The organism is Vibrio syngnathi, from assembly GCF_002119525.1.
Taxonomy (GTDB): domain Bacteria; phylum Pseudomonadota; class Gammaproteobacteria; order Enterobacterales; family Vibrionaceae; genus Vibrio; species Vibrio syngnathi.
Genome location: NZ_CP017916.1, coordinates 1,325,548 through 1,347,422, shown reverse-complemented (window position 1 = coordinate 1,347,422; position 21,875 = coordinate 1,325,548). Strand labels below are relative to the sequence as shown.

At 43.3% G+C, this 21,875-nt stretch carries 14 protein-coding genes; 7 read left to right on the top strand and 7 right to left on the bottom strand.

Annotation, left to right across the window (positions count from 1 at the left end):
• Nucleotides 1–110: 110 nt before the first annotated feature.
• Nucleotides 111–1,883 (bottom strand): sodium:solute symporter family transporter, encoded by a 1,773-nt coding sequence (locus tag K08M4_RS06245; protein WP_017092962.1) that lies wholly within the window; start codon nt 1,881–1,883, stop codon nt 111–113.
• 1,385 nt (nt 1,884–3,268) lie between these two features.
• On the opposite strand from K08M4_RS06245, the gene K08M4_RS06240 reads away from it, so the two are divergent.
• Nucleotides 3,269–4,003 (top strand): oligogalacturonate-specific porin KdgM family protein, encoded by a 735-nt coding sequence (locus K08M4_RS06240; protein ID WP_086049225.1) that lies wholly within the window; start codon nt 3,269–3,271, stop codon nt 4,001–4,003.
• Between the two features lie 139 nt (nt 4,004–4,142).
• On the opposite strand, the gene K08M4_RS06235 is transcribed toward K08M4_RS06240, so the two are convergent.
• From K08M4_RS06235 to K08M4_RS06225, 3 genes are all read right to left on the bottom strand, one after another.
• On the bottom strand, nt 4,143–4,886 hold the full coding sequence (locus tag K08M4_RS06235; protein ID WP_086049224.1) for a 3'-5' exonuclease: 744 nt from the start codon (nt 4,884–4,886) through the stop codon (nt 4,143–4,145).
• Complete coding sequence (locus tag K08M4_RS06230) at nt 4,886–6,748, bottom strand: DUF294 nucleotidyltransferase-like domain-containing protein (protein ID WP_086050394.1); 1,863 nt, start codon at nt 6,746–6,748, stop codon at nt 4,886–4,888. Before K08M4_RS06230 ends, K08M4_RS06235 begins: the two co-directional genes overlap by 1 nt.
• Nucleotides 6,749–6,952: 204 nt before the next feature.
• Nucleotides 6,953–7,672, bottom strand: coding sequence for a FadR/GntR family transcriptional regulator (locus K08M4_RS06225; RefSeq protein ID WP_086049223.1), 720 nt, complete (start codon nt 7,670–7,672; stop codon nt 6,953–6,955).
• A gap of 440 nt (nt 7,673–8,112) precedes the next feature.
• Here K08M4_RS06225 and K08M4_RS06220 point away from each other — a divergent pair, with 440 nt between their 5' ends.
• Both K08M4_RS06220 and K08M4_RS06215 read left to right on the top strand, forming a co-directional pair.
• Entirely contained in the window at nt 8,113–8,835 is a 723-nt protein-coding gene (locus K08M4_RS06220) for a FadR/GntR family transcriptional regulator (protein ID WP_086049222.1), read from the top strand.
• 147 nt (nt 8,836–8,982) lie between these two features.
• On the top strand, nt 8,983–10,350 hold the full coding sequence (locus K08M4_RS06215; protein WP_086049221.1) for an MATE family efflux transporter: 1,368 nt from the start codon (nt 8,983–8,985) through the stop codon (nt 10,348–10,350).
• Nucleotides 10,351–10,866: 516 nt separating this feature from the next.
• Here K08M4_RS06215 and K08M4_RS06210 read toward each other — a convergent pair.
• From K08M4_RS06210 to K08M4_RS06195, 3 genes are all read right to left on the bottom strand, one after another.
• Nucleotides 10,867–11,748: an NAD(P)-dependent oxidoreductase gene (locus K08M4_RS06210; RefSeq protein WP_012603741.1), complete on the bottom strand. Its 882-nt coding sequence runs from the start codon at nt 11,746–11,748 to the stop codon at nt 10,867–10,869.
• A 1,176-nt stretch (nt 11,749–12,924) separates the two neighbouring features.
• Nucleotides 12,925–15,078, bottom strand: a complete 2,154-nt coding sequence (locus tag K08M4_RS06200; protein WP_086049220.1) for a heparinase II/III domain-containing protein — start codon at nt 15,076–15,078, stop codon at nt 12,925–12,927.
• A 2-nt stretch (nt 15,079–15,080) separates the two neighbouring features.
• Nucleotides 15,081–17,279, bottom strand: a complete 2,199-nt coding sequence (locus K08M4_RS06195; protein WP_086049219.1) for a heparinase II/III domain-containing protein — start codon at nt 17,277–17,279, stop codon at nt 15,081–15,083.
• 332 nt (nt 17,280–17,611) lie between these two features.
• On the opposite strand from K08M4_RS06195, the gene K08M4_RS06190 reads away from it, so the two are divergent.
• The 4 genes from K08M4_RS06190 (at nt 17,612) to K08M4_RS06175 (ending at nt 21,766) form a co-directional block, all read left to right on the top strand.
• Nucleotides 17,612–17,947 carry a cupin domain-containing protein gene (locus tag K08M4_RS06190; RefSeq protein WP_009846518.1) on the top strand — a complete coding sequence of 112 codons (336 nt, stop codon included), beginning with the start codon at nt 17,612–17,614 and terminating at the stop codon, nt 17,945–17,947.
• A 34-nt stretch (nt 17,948–17,981) separates the two neighbouring features.
• Nucleotides 17,982–18,914 carry a 2-dehydro-3-deoxygluconokinase gene (kdgK, locus tag K08M4_RS06185; RefSeq protein ID WP_086049218.1) on the top strand — a complete coding sequence of 311 codons (933 nt, stop codon included), beginning with the start codon at nt 17,982–17,984 and terminating at the stop codon, nt 18,912–18,914.
• A gap of 73 nt (nt 18,915–18,987) precedes the next feature.
• Nucleotides 18,988–19,614, top strand: coding sequence for a bifunctional 4-hydroxy-2-oxoglutarate aldolase/2-dehydro-3-deoxy-phosphogluconate aldolase (locus tag K08M4_RS06180; protein ID WP_065680256.1), 627 nt, complete (start codon nt 18,988–18,990; stop codon nt 19,612–19,614).
• A 397-nt stretch (nt 19,615–20,011) separates the two neighbouring features.
• Entirely contained in the window at nt 20,012–21,766 is a 1,755-nt protein-coding gene (locus K08M4_RS06175; protein WP_086049217.1) for a sodium:solute symporter family transporter, read from the top strand.
• Nucleotides 21,767–21,875: the final 109 nt, after the last annotated feature.

Here is a 21,875-nt window from a genome sequence, read left to right as displayed (position 1 = left end):
GAACTTATTTGATAGCTCAAACCATTAAGTAGTACACATTAAATATTGGCTTTAAAAATTGACGGCCACCCATTTGGGTGGCCGTGATGTTATTTAGGATACCTACTAAATTAGCCTTCGGCTGGCGTCACTTCGTCTTGTTGCTCGACTTTGTCATCAACCGCTTTAACAAGTAACAGACCGACAGAGAACACAATCAAGCCACACAGAACGAATACCATGCGTCCCCACATTGGGTTGGGCAGTACGAACATGGTCATTACGCCCACACCCGCGACTGCGATAAGTGAACCCAACATACGACGTTGCTTGTTATCCAATTTCTTCTGTTCATTACTTTCAGCAACCAAAGGTGTCGCTAGGTTGTTGAAGAACTTGTCGACATCTTTCTCACGGTGTTCCGGTAATGGCTTGTAGAACAGTGTTGAAAGAACAAAGAAGCCAGCAGTAAATACGATGTGACCAATAAGGCCGATAGCCACTTTCAGGTCAGCCCACTCACGGCCAGTTAGTTCGTTTAGACCGAACCAGTTTTGAATCATGTCCGCTGTGATAACGAAACCAACGAAGTAAGAAACCACACCACCGACTACTAGCGTGCCCCAACCTGCCCAATCCGGTGTTTTACGGATGAAGAAGCCACAGAATGCTGGAATCGTCATTGGGAAGCCGATCAATGCGCCCACGTACATCATGGTGTCGAACAGGCTCAATCCTTTAAGAGAGTTGATGAACAGAGCAACCAAGATGATCGCGATACCGAAGAAGGTAGACGTTAACTTAGAAACAACCATTAGCTCTTTCTCTGTCGCTTTAGGGCGAAGAATCGGCTCGTAGAAGTTCTTAACAAAAATACCTGAGTTACGGTTTAGACCAGAGTCCATTGAAGACATTGTTGCTGCAAACATCGCGGCAATCAGAAGGCCAACCATACCAACCGGCATGTACTCTTGAACGAAGTATAGGTAAGCGAAATCAGCCGCTTTGCTGCCTGCTTCTGGGTAAGCTGCAGCTAAATCAACACCTTGACCCGCCATGAACCATGAAGGCATGAACCAAATGATTGGACCCAGTGTCATCAGCACACAAGCAAGCAGTGCCGCTTTACGTGCGTTGTTTGAGTCTTTCGCTGCAAGGTAACGGTAAGAGTTCAGCATGTTATTGGTGATACTGAACTGCTTCAAGAAGATGAACACCGCCCAGATGCTGAAGATACTTAGGTAGTTAAGGTTATCACCCGTGATAAATGAATCGGTTGGGAAGTCATTGATGATTTGTGTAACACCTCCACCGTGGTAGACCGCGACTACGGCACACGTTACGGTCACTGCCATAATGATAACCATCTGCATAAAGTCAGATGCGATTACCGCCCAAGAGCCGCCCGTTACTGACATCACCAATACAACCAGACCCGTTAGGACAATCGTCGTTGTCATATCAAAGCCGAAGATACCCGATGCGATGATCGCAAGACCGTTCAACCAGATACCAGCGGAGATAACGCTGTTTGGCATGCCAGACCAAGTAAACACTTGCTCATTCACCTTACCAAAACGCATACGAATCGCTTCAATAACCGTCACAACACGCAGTTGGCGGAACTTCGGAGCGAAGTAAAGGTAGTTCATTAGGTAACCGAATGCGTTAGCAATGAAGATAATCGCTACGGCAAACCCATCGGTAAAGGCTTTACCTGCTGCACCAGTAAATGTCCACGCGCTGAACTGGGTCATAAATGCGGTTGCACCTACCATCCACCACAGCATGTTACCTCCCCCGCGGAAGTAATCACTTGTCGTACTTGTAAACGTTCGGAACATCCACCCTATCGCAATTAAGAATAGGAAGTAGATGCCAACTATCAGGGTATTGAGTTCCATCGTTAGACCTTTTATTTATGTTTTTTTGTTAAGGTCACTATAGATAGATGGTAATCACATTTGTACTACAATAATTTAAATGCGTGACAGTGATCTTACAGTCCAGGACTTAAATAATCATACAAGTGACCGAGTTCAAATTTGCACTACTCTCGAGCGCAACTCATCAACTAACTGCACCTACCCGTACTACAAACTCACCAAAACCTCGAAAAACATGAAGAAAGTCACTAAAAGTACGGGCGTCACCGCTAAAAATCTGATCAGAAACGCTAAAAATAGTTAATCGTGAAAAATAGGAATTGCTGATGAGAAACCAAAACGTCGTTAGATATAGTTTATAAAAATGAATCAACACAACGTGTTTGTATTACAAGTATCACAAGGTTCAGTCTGAAAATTGCTTCTAAAGTGAATTACGTAAAAGGTAAATGGCGAATGGAAAATTGACACGCTGGAACCTTAACGGCGGCAAGGTGGAAGGACTGACCTTTAAAGACCACATAACAGGCCTTTCAGCTTGTCATCTTATAAAGCCGACTTAGAAAAATGCGACTTCAGTAGTAGAGAAATAACTCACCTTTATTAGATTTCAGATAAAAAAAACGCTCATGTTGCCTGTATCAACATGAGCGCAAGGGTAGATCTTCGACTACCATCTCCTACCTTTCTAAACGAAAGCAGAAGTTATAATTAGAATAGTTGGGAGCAATAATCAAAATGCTTTTGGAAGTACCTCAACGATTTCTTCTTTTTCACTGATTTACAGAGACGTTAACTGTCCGAGCTAAACTCATCTCTATTCTCTATTCTCTATTCTCTATATAGCAGGCTGTGTTACTGCCTTGCCCACTACATTTCAAACCCTCTCTGATTGAAGCTTTTATCACCTCAAGCAAATGCTTCGTCCTTTGAACTATCCGTTCATCTATCGACTGTACTTCACCACTTAACGCCTCTTTGTTGAATGTACATATATTCAACGCACAAAAGATAAGTGCTGCCACATAAACTCAATAAAATAATAATGTATTACAAATAAAAGTAAAATATAAAGGTTCAATTTTTTGCTGTAGCGCACATTTATTGACAAACAAGAAATTTACAAATCAAGACCCAAAAAAGCAATATCACTTAAAAACAACAGGTTATACCATTCATTGATTTTGTAACCCTTTGTAAATAAGGGTTTTGTCCTAACAACACGATCCAATTCACAGATCATACGCCTTCGAATCGTTAGTATATTTGTATTATTTAAATGCAAGAGAAATTTGAGATAACCAAGAAATAATTTCAAACACAAAATGCATTGAAGACAAGAACTACTCTATTTGGCTTGTAATTATGGCCAATACTCAACCTATAAATATGGAACTAATACCATGAATAAAACTAAAATCGTGATTGCTGTGGCATCTGTACTCGCTGCTGGCTCTGTGTCTGCTGCGTCTTTCGATATGAGACACGAATACAAAAGCCATACAGATCAACACGCTACTCGTGTAAAACTTGGCGATAGCATTGGCAACTTCCTTGTAGATATCGAAGCGAAATTCAAGGGAGAAGACGGTAAATTCATGGAAGATCTGAAGAACAATGGTTGGGAGCTTGGTCTAAACTACCGCCACGTACTTAACGACAATTGGACGATGACTTACGGTATGCCAATTGAAGGTCGCGAATCAGGTGTTACGTACAAACCTCAAGTTCGCGCGACATACAGTGTCGACAGCATTGACGGTTTAAGTCTAAGTGCTCGTTACCGTTACGATATGAGACAAAACACTAAATCAATTGCAACTGATTCGGACGGCAAGCCTATCTTAGATAACGGCTACTTAACTTATCAAAACGATGAAAACCAACGTCGCCATCGCTTAACCGCAAACATCAACTACTCAATGGAAAACTGGCGTTTCGGTTTCGAAGGCAACTACTACAAAGCAGATGATTACAATATCTACGACAACGACGATACCAACTACGAGTTGAATGCAAGTATTCGCCACATTATGGGTCAATGGGCACCGTATGTAGAATTTGGTGATGTGAGCACTTCATCAACAAAAGCAACTCGTGAACTGCGTAGCCGTGTTGGTCTAACTTACAGCTTCTAATCGATAGCTATATAAATAATCTAAGATAATTACTGTCCTAATTTTCTAAGACCTAAACAAAAGCCAGCTTAATCGCTGGCTTTTTTATGTGTTCAAATCAGGTCATTCAACAATGATTCACTTACAAGAAGCTGCTTCCTTAGTGACTGATGCGATATAAAAAGGAAAGTGTCACTTCATCGTTAGGCACCACTCGCTTCTGCTGAGCTAATAGCAATTCTGCTGTTGAGACCGCATCCGCTAACGCATTGTGGCTGTTGTACTCGGGAAGCCCATACCTGTGTCGCGTACCCGCTAGAGTTAAATCCACCTCTTCATGGTTACTGATCGCTTTCTCCATGCTCTTCTCAATACATAGTGTATCTAGCCAAAGTAAAGGCAACTGCCTTAAGCCATAGCATCTTAATAGATACTGGCTAATGAACTTCTCTTCGACCACACAAGCGTGCGCGACGATGATCTTACCTTTTGCGGCTTCGAAAAACGTCAGCATAGCATCATGAATTGAAGCGCCCTCTTCCAGCATTTGTGGTGTGATGTGGTTGATAACTGCAGTTTCAGCATTGATCTGCGAATCGTTATCAAGATAAATATGCTTGGCGGACGCTAAGTCTATTCGCCCCTTGACCACATCGACCCAACCCATAGATAGAATAAGGTCTTGCTCGCTGTCTAAGCCTGTAGTTTCAAGATCTAAAACGATATATTCGCTATCTTTGGCCAAGTCCGTCATCTCTGGGCAAGGTTGATCCACAAGAGCATGTAACGCCTCTGGCAGCTTAACCGTATTCAAATATTGCTTTCGTGTGCGCTTAATTTTCTCAAGAGGATGAAAGTAGTTCAGAATGTGCTTTAAACACTTATTTATTGAGCGTGGCTTCATTAGCGTGCTCCGAAACGGATTTTCGCGGCTTCTTGAAGGTCAGCAATGATCCTAAAGGCATCTTTCAAGTGTTTACGCTCAAAGCTACCAAAGCTATCTGGGTTGATGTTGTTGTCAGGCACATCCCCGTTCTTCAGCGCTTCAAGTTGATGACCAAATCGGAAAGAGAGAATGAACTGGTAAGAGCCCAGAATGTTCTTGAATGCGTCGTCGCTCAGCATGCCTTTTTCATTGGCAGCTGCGAAACGTTCATCGGTTGCTGACAAATCACATTCCACCGCTAATCCGTAAATACGCGCAAGATCAATAATCAAGTTAATGGCGTACTTCTTCACATTGAGTGTTTTCTTGTTCTCACCCGATTTCTCTAGAACCAAACTATTGAAAATACCCAATGGCGGGTTGGTGTTTACCGCATCTTTCACTAGTGTGCTTAAAAACTCACGGTTACTGCGAATGTTAGAATGCAACTCATCACGAAGAATGCCTTCGAACTCACTGTTGCCATAGATGGTTCGAATTTCTAGGAACACACTGATGTTGAGTAAGCGTTCGTACTCAGGGTTAGCCACCCACTTCTTGTAGTAGTGCTTCCAAACGCTGAGTGGCTGACACCATTTTGGTGTCGCAGCCATGAATTTACCCGGACACAATGGATAATCACAACTCGCTAATCCGTTAGTCACCATCATCGCTAAATGTTTGAAGTAAATACGGTCACTGTCTGTCGCATCGTCAGAGAGTACAATCGCACTATCTTGATCCGACAGCATATGGACTTCATTACGAGCGTGCGAGCCCGCAACAATCCAAGAAAAATCACAAGGTGGTGGGCCTAACTTATCAATCGCTATCTGAATCAATCGGCGTGTGTAGGCGTCCATAATCATGGTCATGACCTTACCTACGGTTTCCGGTGCAACCTTGCCTTCCACCAGCGCTTCAAAAATAGCTTGTCGCTCTGGGGTAAACGAAGACATGGTTTTCACACTGCCCGCGTATTTGATTTTCTCGATTAAGAAGATCGCTTGAACACGGTGGTTTTGAACCAAGTGAGATGTCGTAAGCAGGCCAACAACTTTGTTCTCTTTCACCACAGGCAAATTACGGATGTTGAATTGCATCATGATAGACGCGGCATGCAACACAAGATCATCCGGTTTAACCGTGAGTGGAGAATGCGTCATCACCTCGGAAATCAGGTTATCGGTACTGACACCGTGAGCAATCACTCGCTTGGTCATATCACGGTCGGTGATCAAACCAACGATCGTTTCACCCTCATAGATCACGGCACATGGTGAGCGTTGATGAAGCATTTCAACCGCGACCGACTGAATAGTTTGTTCAGACTTAACGATGGCCACCTGCCCGCTTGCCACTTCTTCAACCTTACGAATGAACAAGCCTTTCTCTTTATTTGACCACACCACATCAAGTGCTGACTTCAAACGAACCTGGGCCTGAGACGCAAAGTGTTCTGCGCAACTTGGAAATGCTTTGAACAACGCTTGAAGTGCCGAGTGTGGAATCACATAAAGTAAGGTGTTTTCGATCGCAATCGCTCTGTAGCCTTTCTCATCATTGACTTCAGAGTCTAAGAATGTAAAGCCGAACAAATCTTCACTGCCTAAACGCGCACGAAGTACACCGTCAGACTTTCTTTGTTCCATAGAGCCGGTTCGAATGATGTAGAGCGACTTTTCTTTACCCGACTCACATAGATCAACCACATCCCCCTTGCCGAGATAAGTGATCTGAACATTGGAGGCAAGTTCACGAAGTGCTTGTTTAGGGATCTTATCGAAAGGATCTATCTGACCGATAAATTGAAGAATATTTGGCAAAAGAGATTGAGGCATAACCATACTCGCATTTGTTTGATTAGTATTATTATATAATTAATATATCGAGTTGCGAGTTGATTTTTAGGTTGAATAGCAGAATTGATCAAGTTTTAGAGATCAGAATAAGAAGTGCAATGTCAGAAACATAAAAATACAGATACAAAAAAGCACGCTAAATGCGTGCTTTAAAATTTGTAAGGGCACATCAAGTGCTTTCAGTTAGCTTGTTACAGGCAATCGGTGGTTTGATTCTTGCAAGTGACTTGCCGAAACTTGGCGTGCTTTATCACTATTACCTGCCATAATGGCTTCGTATATTGCGCGATGTTCGTTAATGCATGTGCTGCCTTCTTCTGAAGAGTGCACAATAAAGTTAACAAACATCGTCGTCAATATGTTGCCAAACGGTAAGTAGAAATCATTACCCGTTGCATTGAAGATAAGGCTATGGAACTTCATATCAATATCTAACCAACGCTCTTTATCAAGAACCTCTTCGCTAGATATCTCCACCATTTTTTGGAAAATTTCTGATAATTCAATTCGTTGCTCTGCAGTTGCAAACTTAGCTGCCAATGCACACGCTTCAGGTTCAATCGCACGACGTAAACCTAAAAACTGATGACAAAACTGATCGGTATCAGCTAGTCCATCCATCCATTCGATAAGCTGAGGATCTAAAAAGTTCCAGTATGCACGATCAACAACGCGAGTGCCGATTTTAGGGCGTGACTCTAAAAGGCCTTTTGAAGTTAGAAGTTTCACCGCCTCTCGCAACGCCGTGCGGCTAATACCAAACTGCTCACACAGAGCCATCTCACCAGGGATAATCGAACCCTGAGGTAAATTACCCGACAAAATACCACGAGCGATTTCACGAGCCACCTGCACATGAAGGCTTCGCTTAGAGCCTGAAATAGATTTGAAAGTTTCTGCCATGAGTCTACTTACTTATTAGATATGTATTATTTAACTCGTACTATAGCACTGAAAGTATAATGCACCAAATGAGGGGGATAATAACGTGAGCTCCCTTATACTCTATGGTTCTATCAAAATCCCACAAACTTTTCGAAGCTTATCACTACCAGTCGTACCTTCTTATTTATACATACAAATAGTTCCTATTTACGCAATTTTGGCATGCGTAACATCACAAAAATCACCTTAACTTGTGAGTTCCCCTTCACTGCGACGCATTTCTATCGTTGTACACTTGATTGAACTAGGTGTTATTGTATGATTTATTAAAAATAATAGGTGACTGTAGATGTTTGACTCGATAGCCGCTACAAGCATTATCCCTCAAGCTTAAAGTCGCGCTAACTTAAATCTATCCGCTGTTTTTATACTTAATACGTCAGCCTGAGGTGGTTTATATGGCTATATTTTCATTGGTGGCAGATTCAAGCCGCCGAATTCATGTTCAAGTGGCTCGACAGATTGCGCGTAAAATTCTGTCGGGAGAACTCAAAGAAAAAGAGAAATTACCCAGTGAAATGGAGTTGTGTGAAGTCTTTGGCGTCAGTCGAACTGCACTTCGCGAATCGACAAAGCTACTTTCAGCCAAAGGGCTTATCGAATCAAAACCAAAAGTGGGGACTCATATCAGGCCACGTACTCAATGGCACTTTTTAGACCCTCAACTCCTAGATTGGATTCAAGATCTGGAAGACACCAAACCCTTCTTATCTCAATTTTTAGGCTTAAGAAAAGCGATTGACCCAGAAGCGTGTGCGCTTGCGGCATCCAACGCTACGGTAGAGCAACGTAAAGAGCTTTCGATTCTTTTCCAAAATATGACCATCGCGGCAAATGGCTTTGATTATGAAGAGTGGACAACCAACGATCATCTGTTTCACCAAACGATTTTCTTATCGACGGGTAACCAGTTTTACATTCCGTTCGCGAACATTCTGTCGACGATTTTCAAACAGTTTATCGACCACTCTGCCGAAGGCGGTCGCTTCTGTTTAGAAGAGCATAAAGCGATATATGATGCGATTATGTCAGGCAATGCGAATCAGGCTCGAATAGCCTCTCAAGCTTTACTTGATGATGAAAATCAAAAGCTGTCTAGGGTTGAATTAGCCATCGCATAACCAAGATTGACCAGACTGACTCGTGTATCCCAATACACGAGTCAGTCAGTTTTAGCGCCCATTTTTAACCATCCATTACCGTAGTGTTTCATCTTTGAATGTTGAACTCGGGTCCTCTCAGAGAAAACTTACGGTTACACACATAAGGTGTTGTTTGTGTCTACACAATCGTATGTAAGGAAAAATTTCTCTCTCGCCTGGCCCCTAGCCCTAAACGGTATATTGATGCAGTCGATGTTGATGATCGATACGCTGCTGGTCTCTCCTCTTGGTGAAATACCTTTGGCTGCCATGGGAATTGCGACGACTATGGTTGCCTTTGTACTCGGTATTCAAATGGCGCTGGCAAACGGCACTCAACTAGTATTAAGCCGCGCCGTGGGTTCTGGCATCACCGCTTCATTATCCAAAGCGTTTTGGGCAGGTCTGTTCATCAACTTAGGTATCGCGACAATATTTTGGTTTCTACTCACCTTTTTAGAACAGCCTTTAATTCAAGCCTTAACCGACGATAAAGCCCTTTACTTAGAAATCAGCCACTACCTTGATATCTCAAAGTATCTCGTCATTTTCACTGCATTAACGCAAGTGATTATCGCCCTATTTAACGCATTAGGAAGAACCAAGATACCGTTTAAAGGGTATTTGATTGAATTGCCGATCAACGCTGTACTTTCTTATGGGCTCATTCACGGCTTTTCAAATTTCGAAGGTATTGGTGTTCAAGGCGCCGCGCTAGGCAGTGTTATTGCTATCACCCTTCGCCTTGTGTATCTGGTTCTTTGCGTGTATTTGAGCTCAGCAATATCACTCAAATTAGACGCCCAACGATCTGAGTTCATGACCAACGTTCGCCGTCACTTTATCGAGATATTCCCTGTCGCAGCAAATGTAACCATGCTATTGATTGGCGCAACGATTTATCAATTACTGTATTCGCAGCTTAACATCAACGCGTATGTTGCGATTACTTTGGTGATGCCTTGGATCAGGGCTGTCTCTCAATTTATTACTGCTTGGGCTCACTCTTCCGCGATTACTATCAGCCAAGCGATTGGCTCCAAAAAGATGGATGACCTAGTCAAAAACGTCGATACCAGCATTGATATTGCGGTAGTCATTTCTTTTGTGTGTGCAATCTTGTTAGCAGGCTTAAGTATGGTGATTGGTGACATTTACCCGAACTTGGACGAGTCTACATATCAAGCGTTGGCCGTTATCGCCCCACTCTACATCTTTTTACCGATTGTTCGTGGCTACAACACAGTCCATGGAAATGTATTGAGAGCACTAGGAAAAACAACCGCAGTCTTCAAAATCAACTTTACTGGTCAATGGGTAATTTCAATTCCATTGTGTGCATTGATCATCTTTGGATTAGACGGCTCTATCTTTTGGGCATTTGCCATCCAGCCCTTTGAAGAGCTAGTAAAAGCGCTGCCCTTCAGACATCTTGCTCGCAAGTCATTGATTGAGTTCGACTCAAACAAAGCCAACGAATTGATGTATGACTGATCGCCACCAAAAAGTAACAAAGTTACTGTCCCGAGAAAATGTCTGAACTGCTTGTGTAGTCTCAGGCTTATCTCATTTAGATCGATATAGCTCAAACGAAGAGCCTAGACATTTCGCTACGCCATAAAGAATAAGGCTGCATTAAGTCCTAGTAAACAATAATGGTAACCTTGCTAGTCACCGTATATTCCTCATTATCAAATGGCGTTGAGTGGGTTATCGTTCGGGTTATTGCCCTCTTTGAGCAATACCTGACAATACGTGTGTCTATATACTAATTATTGGGCAAACATCGCCTTGTAATTTCATAATCTCATATCACCAGTTGATCCTTATGTTCATGTTCAACACATTAGCGAATCAGATACCCAACTCTACAAACCCGTTTTCATTCTTCCCACTCTTCATTAAGTACACTTCCTTAAAAAATATCGTTCCAAGAATGTCTAAAAACAAGCATAAAAAAACCCACTCAAATGAGCAGGTTCTTTATCCAACCGTGTCTAAACGACGTGATTACTTCTCTAGTTTAGCGAAGTAGTCGAAGATTACTGGTACGTCGTTTTGACCAAGGCCAGCATCTACAGCAGCTTGTAGGCTTGTTGCGGTACCTTGAGCGATTAGAGACTCAGTACCTAGCTCTTCGCAAAGAGCAAGGAAGTAACCAAGATCTTTGTTTGCGTTAGCAACAGAGAAACCTAGCTTCTCTTCGCCGTCTACCGCGTAGAATTTACAGAATTGCATGAACGGAGAGTTAGATGGACCTGCAGACATAATGTCAAACAATTGCTGACCATCAACACCAGCGCGTTGAGCGACAGCGAAAGCTTGAGACATAGTCGCAACCGTTGTCATACCCATGAAGTTGTTTACAAGCTTAGTCACGTGACCAGCACCTAGAGCGCCTAGGTGGAATACGTTTTCGCCTTGCTCTTCAAGAACAGGTTTAACTTTGTTGAAAGTTTCCATGTCGCCAGCAGCCATGATGTTCAGAAGACCATCTTTAGCATGGGCTGGAGTACGACCTAGAGGTGCGTCGATCATGCCCGCGCCTTTTTCAGCAAGAGCTGCGCCGATTTGCTTAGTAGAAGCAGGGATAGACGTACCGAAGTCTACGAGTACTGCACCTTCTTTGATGCCCGCTAGAACGCCGTCTTCGCCGTAAACGATTTTTTCAACAACAGCAGAGGTGGTAAGGCAAAACTGAACAATATCACTTGCAGCTGCAAGCTCTTTAGCGGAAGTGAAAGCTGTAGCATTGCCACGAGCAGTAACACGAGCCATCGCTTCTTCGCTTAGATCCATTACGTTTACGTGGTAACCGCGTGTTTGCAGGTTTTCAACCATGTTGCCGCCCATAAGACCTAGGCCAATGAAACCGATTACAGGTTTAGTCATGTTCAACTCCAAATATGTTATTGTATGATTATATGCTCATTATAATAACTAGCCGAATCCCCTAAGGCAACCGCTTTAGGACTTTCGTGCGTGATCCAGCGCATGAATTTCGAATGCGGATACTGACATCACTTATCGAATTGGCCTCATATAAACCCAAAGAATAGGTCTTGTGATTAATAAGTGACAAATCAGATAGCAACTCAGTCTTTCGTCCTTCATATCCGACAATATCTAACCGGATACGAATCAGTAAATCACTTACAGATAAAGCTTGATAGGTTTAATTAGTGTACATTCCTATCGTTCTGACCAAAGAAAAATGAGTCAGGCACACTCTTAAAGTTCCCCCCAATAAATCAAAGCGTCTGACACCTTTCCCGGCCCCCTAAAGGTACTAGAGTAGCTCACAACAAGAACTTGCCGAGTCAAGAATAATGCGGCAAAAACACTGTCATTTTTCAACAACCTTATCCAGTAAGTAATAAATTTCGAACAATATAATACCACCAATTGTATTACTTATAAGTTCTAAAAGTCATTGGAAGTTATCGTAACAATACTCGTAGAACCAGATAACAACGTTCATTTTGTTAAATCGTTTCGTTGTCAATGCGCCGCTGCAGAGTTGAACGTTTCTCTAAATTTAGGGGCTGTTGATCTTTCGAGCTGGGTTTTGCAGCATCTTGTGGAAAATTTATACAAGGAAGAGGCTTTGACGTGTAGCTGGCCTACATGAAAAGCCGATAACGCTGTAGAAATGAACCACAAGAGCTGCCCGAGGGTTCGGCTAAAATCGTTTTATGCTTTGTTGAAGAATATTTGCTTAGAATGACTAGGCTACATACTCTTCGCCACGCCTAAAACGATTTTATCTCGAACAAAACTTAACCACGAAAGGTCAACAGCCCCTAGTCATCAACCCTAAACATCAGATGTAAATTGAACCCAATTAATTCAAACGATCTCACCCTCAAACCACACGAATAAAAAAACCGAGCAACTCGCAACGAGTTACTCGGTTTGACTTATTTCCGATATTCTTTGTCATCGACATTAATTTCGTTCAGTTACTTAGATGCGAACACCCTTACAATCGAACATGATATGGCGCTTCGTTCCCGCAAAGCACCACATCAGCACACACCATCGTTAAACGACATGTATGTTAATCATTTACAGTTGAGCAAATGACCCTTCCCACGAGTATGTCTCACCCTCGAACTCAACAGTGTGAGTTGCTTGTTGCGTGTCTTCAGCTTGGTTTGAGATACCGTAGTGGTAAGTGTTGCCAGAAGTAGTCTGAATGCGAACAACAGTCCCGACACTGTTATGGCCCACAACAGATACTGATTTAACCAGACCACGAGCGCCTACAGAGGCTTCGATAGACTCGTTAAAGTAACCATGCGTTTCTAATACAGAAGCAAACACGTGGTTTTGACCAGACTGACGTAAGATAAGCGCAGGCTCACTCTTAAGGTTGAAGTCTGGATCGTTAGCACCAGTGCGAGCAAAAATCACTTCACTGCCCGCATTCGCGCTGGTTACTAGGCTGTAGTAGCTGCTGTCATGTAGCCAGCTCACTAGAGAACCTTCTTCGTTTACTTTACCTGAAGCAACGTTCCATAAGTGCTGGTAACCGTTGTCTTCACCTAACGGCTTAAGCGTTTTTTCGATGTTGTAATCGAAATCAGTACGGATGATCTGACCCGAGTGGTGAACCGGTAGATCGTACTGGTGCTCAGCGTCAGCTTCAATGCGGTATACATCAATCACTAGTGGCTTTTCAAACTCAGGAAGTTCAGCAAGAATCACACTACGTTGCATGTCTACGCCAGTGTAGTACTCAGAAATCATGCCACTCATACCTTGTAGAGATTTTTCGTCTGCTACGAAGAAGTGCTTCTGACCAAACTTAGACTCAGCCAATGCTGTATCGAAGTTGTTCTGTGTTTTCTGATCAACTGTCACTGTGTTGTGCGCAACCGTCTGCTTACAGTAAGACTTGTTTTCTGGGATGTAACGACCGCCAAACTTAGGCTCAACGTTTACCCAGCGACCGAAGCCGTAATCGTGCAGCACTTCGTGGCCACGGTTGAATACGCTTAGGTGTAGACCATCATAGTGACCGTGGTCTAGTGCAGAGTGATACTGGTGATCGCTGCCGTGTTGACCAAACCAGATCAACGCCATCGTATCGTCGTCTTGCTCATCACGGTGGCGAAGGATGCTTACGCCGCCTTTTTCGCCTTCAGGGCCATCCGTTACAAACAGGCTACCCCAGTTAAATGCTTTAATGTCGTCTGCTGCATCAACCGCGTCAGACAATGTTTTACCTGAAGCGTGAACCCAAACATCTTGCTGGTGATTAGCCATACCAAGTAACGTTTCAGTCTGCTCATAGCGGTGGTAGCACACAGACGTTGCCATGATAACGCCTTCATCGTTGATAGAGATCGTCTTCGATGAATCGTTCAGAGCTGGCAATGTACCGTCTGGGAATGCCGTTTTAAATACCGCGTAAGACGTTGTCTTGATCACTGAATCATTAAATTCGTAGATGCCAAGATCAGGCTGACGACGTTCAATCGCTTCTGCGAACAGATAGATTGGACGTAGAGAGAAACGGTGGTAGTAAGGACCTTCCATGTAGTAGCCGTCTGGCGAGAACAGTTGGTCAAGTTGCGCTAAGAAACCACCGCTTACTTTGTCTAGTTTCAGGCCGTAAAGCGCTTTGTCTACTGACTCTTGATCGTTGATTGCGTAACCACAAATCCCGACAGCCGCCACAGCCCATAAGCCGTGGTTGTGCACGATATCGAAGTCGTGTGCGTAAGTCACGACGAACATTTCGATCATCTGCTTAAGAAGATCGTCTTCGATTAGACGTTTTTGTTCTTCAGAGATGGTGTGGTATATGCAGCTGTACGCACAAGAAGCGTAAAGCATCCACATGTTCTCGTTCAACGTTTGGTGGAACAGCTTACCCGGAGGGTTAGAGTCACGGCTTACGTTACTTTCAAGAGTTGGGTATACCGTCGCATACGCTGTTAGCATATCAACGATGTAATCACGGTACTTTGTTTCCTCAGTGATAAGGAACAAACGGCCAGCTAGATCCATGTGGATGTAGTTTTGCTTATGACGGTTATGTTCGTAGCCGCCGCCTTCACCATGACCTGGAACTTCAATGCCAACTTCCGCCATGTAAGCGTTAGTTTGTTTAATATCGCGAGTCAGTGCGTTACCTAAAAGGCTATCCTTGCCAAGTTCTTTACGAAGCTCTGCTGCTTCTTCAAAGTTAAGTAAAAGTGGTTGATAGCTCATTATTATTTCCCCTGCTCTGCTGTGCTTGCTAAATCTGGGTTTAAAATTGTTTCTACTGAGTAGAAGCCCGTCCAGCTGTATACTTTGCCGTTCAGTTCTACTTTGTGTTCAGTACTCTCAGTCGCGCCAAGTTGGTTGCTGATCATCACTGTCACATTTGACTTCTCTGTGGTGATTTCGACGACTGAACCGACGTTTGTATGCGCTACAACCTTGATGTCTTTCACAACGCCGCGAGCATTTACTGATTGTTCGAACTCTTCGTTAAAGTAACCGTGCGTTTCTAGAACAGAAGCGAACAGTGTTGTTTCGCCTTTGCTACGTAAAATGAATGCAGGCTCTGAACGTAGGTTGAAGCTTGGATCGTTAGCACCAGTGCGAGTAAAGACAACTTCAGCATTGTCGTTAGACGTTGCGCCTAGCCAAGTGTAGTACGTGTTGTTTTGTAGCCAGCTCACAAGTGCTGTGCCCTTGACTTCACCACTTGCGACGTTCCATAAGTGTTGATAACCGAAATCGCTGCCTAGCGTGTTTAACTCTTTGTTTGCTTGGTATTCAAAGTTAGTGCGAACAATCTGACCTGCATATTGGTGTGAGTAGTCGTATTGGTGCTCGCCTTCGCCGCCTTTTGTAGAGTCTAAGCGGTAAAGGTCTAACAATAGCGGAGATTCAAGCTCTTCAAGGTTTAACATGAACACGCTGCGTTGCATGTCAAAACCTTGGTAGTGATCGTTAGCAAATGCACTCATGCCGTTGATTTTCTCGTCTTCTACTTTAAAGAAGTGAGGCAAGCCGTGTACTGAGTCTGCACGCTCAACGTCAAAGTTATTCTGACATTTTTCATCAATGGTTACTGCATTATGAGCAATCGTTTGACGTGCGTAAGATTTGTTTTCATCTAGGTAACGACCGCCGAATTTTGGCTCAACGTTCACCCAACGGCAGAAGCCGTATTCACGTAGTACTTCTTGACCGCGGTTGAAGAAAGAAATACCCAGCGTATCGAAGTTGCCGTGACCCATGCCGTGTTGGCCGTAGTTCATCACTAACTGAGAAACGTCGCCTTTCTTATCCTGCATGCGGATAAAACCTTGCGCGCCGTTGTGACCTTCAGGGCCTTCGTTCAATTCAACACTTGGCCAGAAAGGCATGCCGATTTCTTTTTCAGCAGAAGCCGCTTCGTATGCTTTAGATAACTCAAGACCACATGGGTGCATCCATACTGCGTCTTGAATCTTCGCCATACCAAGAATGTTTTGGTCTACGCCGTTTTCTGAAGAGTAGTGCTTACTGTAAACACTGACTGCAACCTGAACACCCATGTCTGTGATACCCATTGTACGAGAAGCATCATTCAGAGCCGGGAACTCACCGTTCGGATAAGCCGTCGCCAGCATGGCTTGTACTGTGTTACCAATCACGCCGCCTTTGTAGTTGTAGATATCTACTTCAGGCATATGACGGTGAATGACTTCAGCGAAAACACATGTTGGGCGAATCGCGTAACGGTGGTAGTAAGGACCTTCCATGTAATAACCAGAAGGTGCAAACAGCTGAGAAATTTGAGCTAGAAAGCCGCCAGTATCGTTACGGTCGATGCCGTACACTGACATTTCAAGGTACTCGCGCTTGCCTAGAGCAAGACCACAGATACCCACAGCGGCTACTGCCCAAATACCGTGGTTGTGAATGCGGTCGAAGTCGTGTGCGTATTTAACCGTAAACATTTCTAGCATTGGTTCGAAAATGCGCGATTCAATGTTGTCACGCTGCTCTTGTGTCAGTGTTGAAGCAACACAAGAGTAAGCCAAACTTGAGAACATTAACCAGCAGTGTTCGTTCAAGATTTGGTGGAACAAACGACCTGTAGGGTTAGTGTTTTTCTGTACGTGGTAATCAAACGTTAGATATTTGTCTGCGTATTCTTCTAGTAGTTCTGTAACAAAGTCAGCGTACTTTTGCTCTTTAGTGATCAAGAACATGCGACCAGCTAAGTTCATGTACGTGTAGTTTTGCTTATGGCGGTTATGCTCGTAACCACCCGCTTCTCCGTGACCAGGAACATCAATAGGTAAGCACATGAACGCTTCTAGGTCTTTCGCGTTCGCTGCAATGGTTTTGCCCATTAAGCTAGAACGGCCCACTTCAAGGTGAAGTTGCTCTATTTCTGCTTCAGTCAACAATACTGGTTTAGTCGTCATATTCTTTGTCACCCTCAATAAAGAGTTTATCGGTTTAAACTTTGATTAAATTTTCAAACTCCATATAAAGTAATACAATATTAGCTTTAATTGTACCTATTCGTCGCAAAATGATGAGCAGAATCACACAAACCCGCATAAGCTATTGATATAAATAGATAACACCAAATATCAGGCATTTATTAAGTTGTTGATTTATTTGCGCTATATAAAGTATCGCTTGATCAATATCACACAACACTAGATATATTGTATTACAATTAACTTCATTCCCTTATGATGAACACAGTTAAGTAACACTTAAAAGATTTAAACAGATTAGGAGATACACAATGAACTCTTTCTTTATTCTAGATGAAAACCCATGGGAAGAATTGGGCGGTGGTATCAAGCGTAAAATCGTCGCGTACACTGACGATCTTATGGCTGTACACCTATGCTTTGATAAGGGCGCAATTGGCCATCCTCATACTCACGAAATTCACGACCAAATCGGTTATGTTGTTCGTGGTAGCTTCGAAGCTGAAATCGAAGGAGAAAAGAAAGTGCTTAAAGAAGGCGATGCTTACTTCGCGCGTAAACACATGATGCACGGCGCCGTTGCTCTAGAGCAAGACAGCATCCTTCTTGATATCTTCAATCCTGCGCGTGAAGATTTCCTAAAATAATAACTAGCGCAACCTCAGTTGCTAAGGTAAGCATATGAAATCATTAAACATCGCGGTCATTGGCGAGTGCATGGTTGAGCTACAACAGAAACAAGACGGGCTTCAGCAGAGTTTTGGTGGCGATACACTGAATACAGCACTTTACTTGTCTCGCTTAACAAAAGAGCAAGATATCAACACGAGCTACGTAACAGCACTAGGCACTGACCCATTCAGTACCGACATGTTAGAAAAGTGGCAAGCGGAAGGTATCGACACTAGCTTAATTGCTCAGCTTGATCACAAACAACCAGGGCTTTACTACATCGAGACCGATGAAACTGGTGAACGCAGTTTCCACTACTGGCGTAATGATGCTGCAGCAAAATTCATGTTTGACCAGCAAGACACGCCTGCTCTACTTGATAAACTATTTTCTTTTGACGCGGTTTACCTAAGTGGTATTACGCTTGCTATCTTGACGGAGAACGGACGCGCACAGCTATTCAGCTTCTTAGACAAATTCAAAGCTCAAGGCGGCCAAGTATTCTTCGACAATAACTTTCGTCCAAAACTTTGGGAAAGCCAACAAGAAGCGATTTCTTGGTACTTGAAGATGCTTAAGTACACCGACACAGCGCTACTGACGTTCGATGACGAGCAAGAGCTGTACGGTGACGAAAGCATTGAACAGTGTATTGCACGTACGTCTGAGTCCGGTGTGAAAGAGATCATCATTAAGCGTGGCGCGAAAGACTGCCTAGTGGTTGAAAGCCAAAGTGCTCAGTACGTTGCACCAAACCCAGTAGACAACATTGTTGATACAACAGCCGCTGGCGACTCGTTCAGTGCAGGCTTCTTAGCTAAACGCTTGAGCGGTGGCAATGCGCGTGACGCAGCATTAGCAGGCCACATTGTGGCAGGGACCGTGATTCAGCATCCAGGTGCTATCATTCCTGTAGATGCGACGCCTGATTTGTCTCTATAATTACGCACTTTAACTATTAATCAAGGGTTTGCTTAGTTGAAAGCAGACCCATTATTAACGTGAGAAAGAATTCATGACTACATTAAATGAACAACTAGCAAACCTAAAAGTAATCCCTGTAATCGCTATCAACCGTGCTGAAGATGCCATCCCCCTAGGCAAAGCACTGGTTGAAAACGGCATGCCATGTGCAGAAATCACACTGCGTACAGAATGTGCAATCGAAGCGATTCGTATCATGCGTAAAGAATTCCCAGACATGTTAATCGGTTCAGGTACTGTACTGAGTAACGAGCAAGTTGACGCATCTATCGAAGCTGGTGTTGATTTCATCGTAAGCCCAGGTTTTAACCCACGTACTGTTCAATACTGTATCGATAAAGGCGTAGCTATTGTACCGGGTGTTAACAACCCAAGCCTAGTTGAACAAGCAATGGAAATGGGCCTTCGCACATTGAAGTTCTTCCCTGCTGAGCCGTCTGGCGGTACTGGTATGCTTAAAGCACTAACAGCAGTTTACCCTGTTAAATTTATGCCTACTGGCGGCGTAAGCTTGAAGAATGTAGATGAATATCTATCGATCCCTTCTGTTCTTGCGTGTGGCGGTACTTGGATGGTTCCAACTAACCTTATCGACGAAGGTAAGTGGGACGAACTAGGCAAGCTTGTTCGTGACGCTGTCGAGCTAGTCAATAGATAGGTTCGCGTTAACCGGCTGACACTTGTTCAACGACGAAAGCGAGCTCTGTGCTCGCTTTTTTATTACGTGATATAAAGTGGACACACCTATTTTATTTTTAACCATACTTATTGGAGTTTTGTCGCTTCTCAATCAACACACTCGCTCAACTAATCCCTATAACCACACGGATATTTGTATTATTATTTTAAATACTTACTTTCAAGTATTTATCCAACGACAACGATGAAATTTGAAATAATTGCAAAAAATTAAGCTCTTAAACGGCTTCAAGTGCCATCTATGATGAAATAAACATGCGCCTCAGATCACGATAAAGACATATTGTAGTACAAATAAGCATACAGAAGAAGTAATCTAGGTGTCAGTTAATTATGAAACTTAAAAGGCTGAAAAGATGACTATTGATACTTTTGTTGTTCTCGCCTACTTCTTCTTTTTAATCGCGATTGGTTGGATGTTCCGTAAGTTCACTACCTCTACCAGCGATTACTTCAGAGGGGGCGGCAAAATGTTGTGGTGGATGGTAGGTGCAACTGCCTTCATGACACAATTTTCAGCATGGACGTTTACAGGTGCCGCAGGACGCGCATTCACCGACGGTTTCGTCGTTGTAATCCTATTCTTGGCCAATGCATTTGGTTATTTCTTAAACTACGTTTACTTCGCGCCTAAGTTTAGGCAGCTTCGTGTTGTTACAGCAATCGAAGCTATTCGTCAGCGTTTTGGTAGAAGTTCAGAACAGTTCTACACTTGGGCTGGTATGCCAGATAGCTTGATCTCTGCGGGTGTTGCCTTAAACGGTATCGCAATTTTTGTATCTGCCGTATTCAACATTCCAATGGAGGTGACGATTGTCTTCACTGGTGTTGTACTAGTGATCATGTCGGTAACTGGTGGTTCATGGGCGGTTGTTGCGTCTGACTTTATGCAGATGTTAGTTATAATGGCAGTAACCATTACCTGTGCTGTGGCAGCATACTTCCACGGTGGTGGTGTATCGAACATTGTTACAAACTTTACTGGTGACTTTTGGGTTGGTAACAATCTCAACTACATGAGTATCTTCATTCTATGGATTGTTTTCATTCTTATTAAACAGTTCGGTGTAATGAACAATGGTATTAATGCTTACCGTTACCTGTGTGCTAAAGACAGCGAAAACGCACGTAAAGCTGCAGGCTTAGCAACAGTTCTAGCAATTGTTGGCCCGCTAATTTGGTTCCTTCCTTCTTGGTACGTTTCTGCATTTATGCCAGATTTTGTAAGTGACTACAGTGTTGGCGCAGATGCTGCTTACCTTGCGTTTGTGGAAAATGTGATGCCAGCTGGTATGGTTGGGCTATTGATGTCTGCAATGTTCGCTGCGACCATGTCTTCAATGGACTCTGGCCTTAACCGTAATGCAGGTATTTTTGTTGTTAACTTCTATAACCCGTTTGTTCGCCCAAATGCTTCGCAGAAAGAGTTGGTTATAGTAAGTAAGGCAATGACAATTTTTATGGGCTTGGTCATTATAGGCCTTGGCTTATACATCAACTCACTGCGTCACCTAAGTCTGTTTGATATTGTACTTAATATCGGCGCATTAATTGGTTTCCCAATGCTAATTCCAATCTTGCTGGGTATGTGGATTCGCAAGACTCCAGACTGGTCTGGCTGGGCAACATTAGTTGTTGGTGGTGTTGTTTCTTATATCTTTGGTATTTCATTACAAGCAGAAGATATTGAAAACTGGTTTAACCTAGATCAAGCATTAACAGCACGTGAGTGGGGTGACTTAAAAGTAGGTCTCAGTCTTGCTGCCCATGTTATCTTTACCGGTGGTTTCTTCTTGCTAACAATGCTGCTCTATAAAGGCCGTACGCCAGAGCGCGAAGCGGAAGTTGAAAAGCTGTTTGAAAACTGGAATACACCTGTTATCTCAGAAGGTGCAGAGCAGCAACAGTTAGATATGAAACAACGCAGTATGCTTGGTAAATTGATTTCAGTTGCAGGCCTTGGTGTTCTATTGATGGCATTGATTCCAAACGACATGTTTGGTCGCTCAATGTTCGTGCTGTGTGGCACAATCGTTTTGACAGTAGGTATACTATTAATCAACGCATCAAGAGCTACAGCGAAGATGACCAACGAGTCAGTTGCTAAGTAGGCCCGACTAACAAGTTAAAACCAATAATGAAGCCCATGTTATTCAATAACATGGGCTTTTTCTTGGTTAATCCAGGCTCAATCAATAAATCGTGACAAAAAAATAGGCC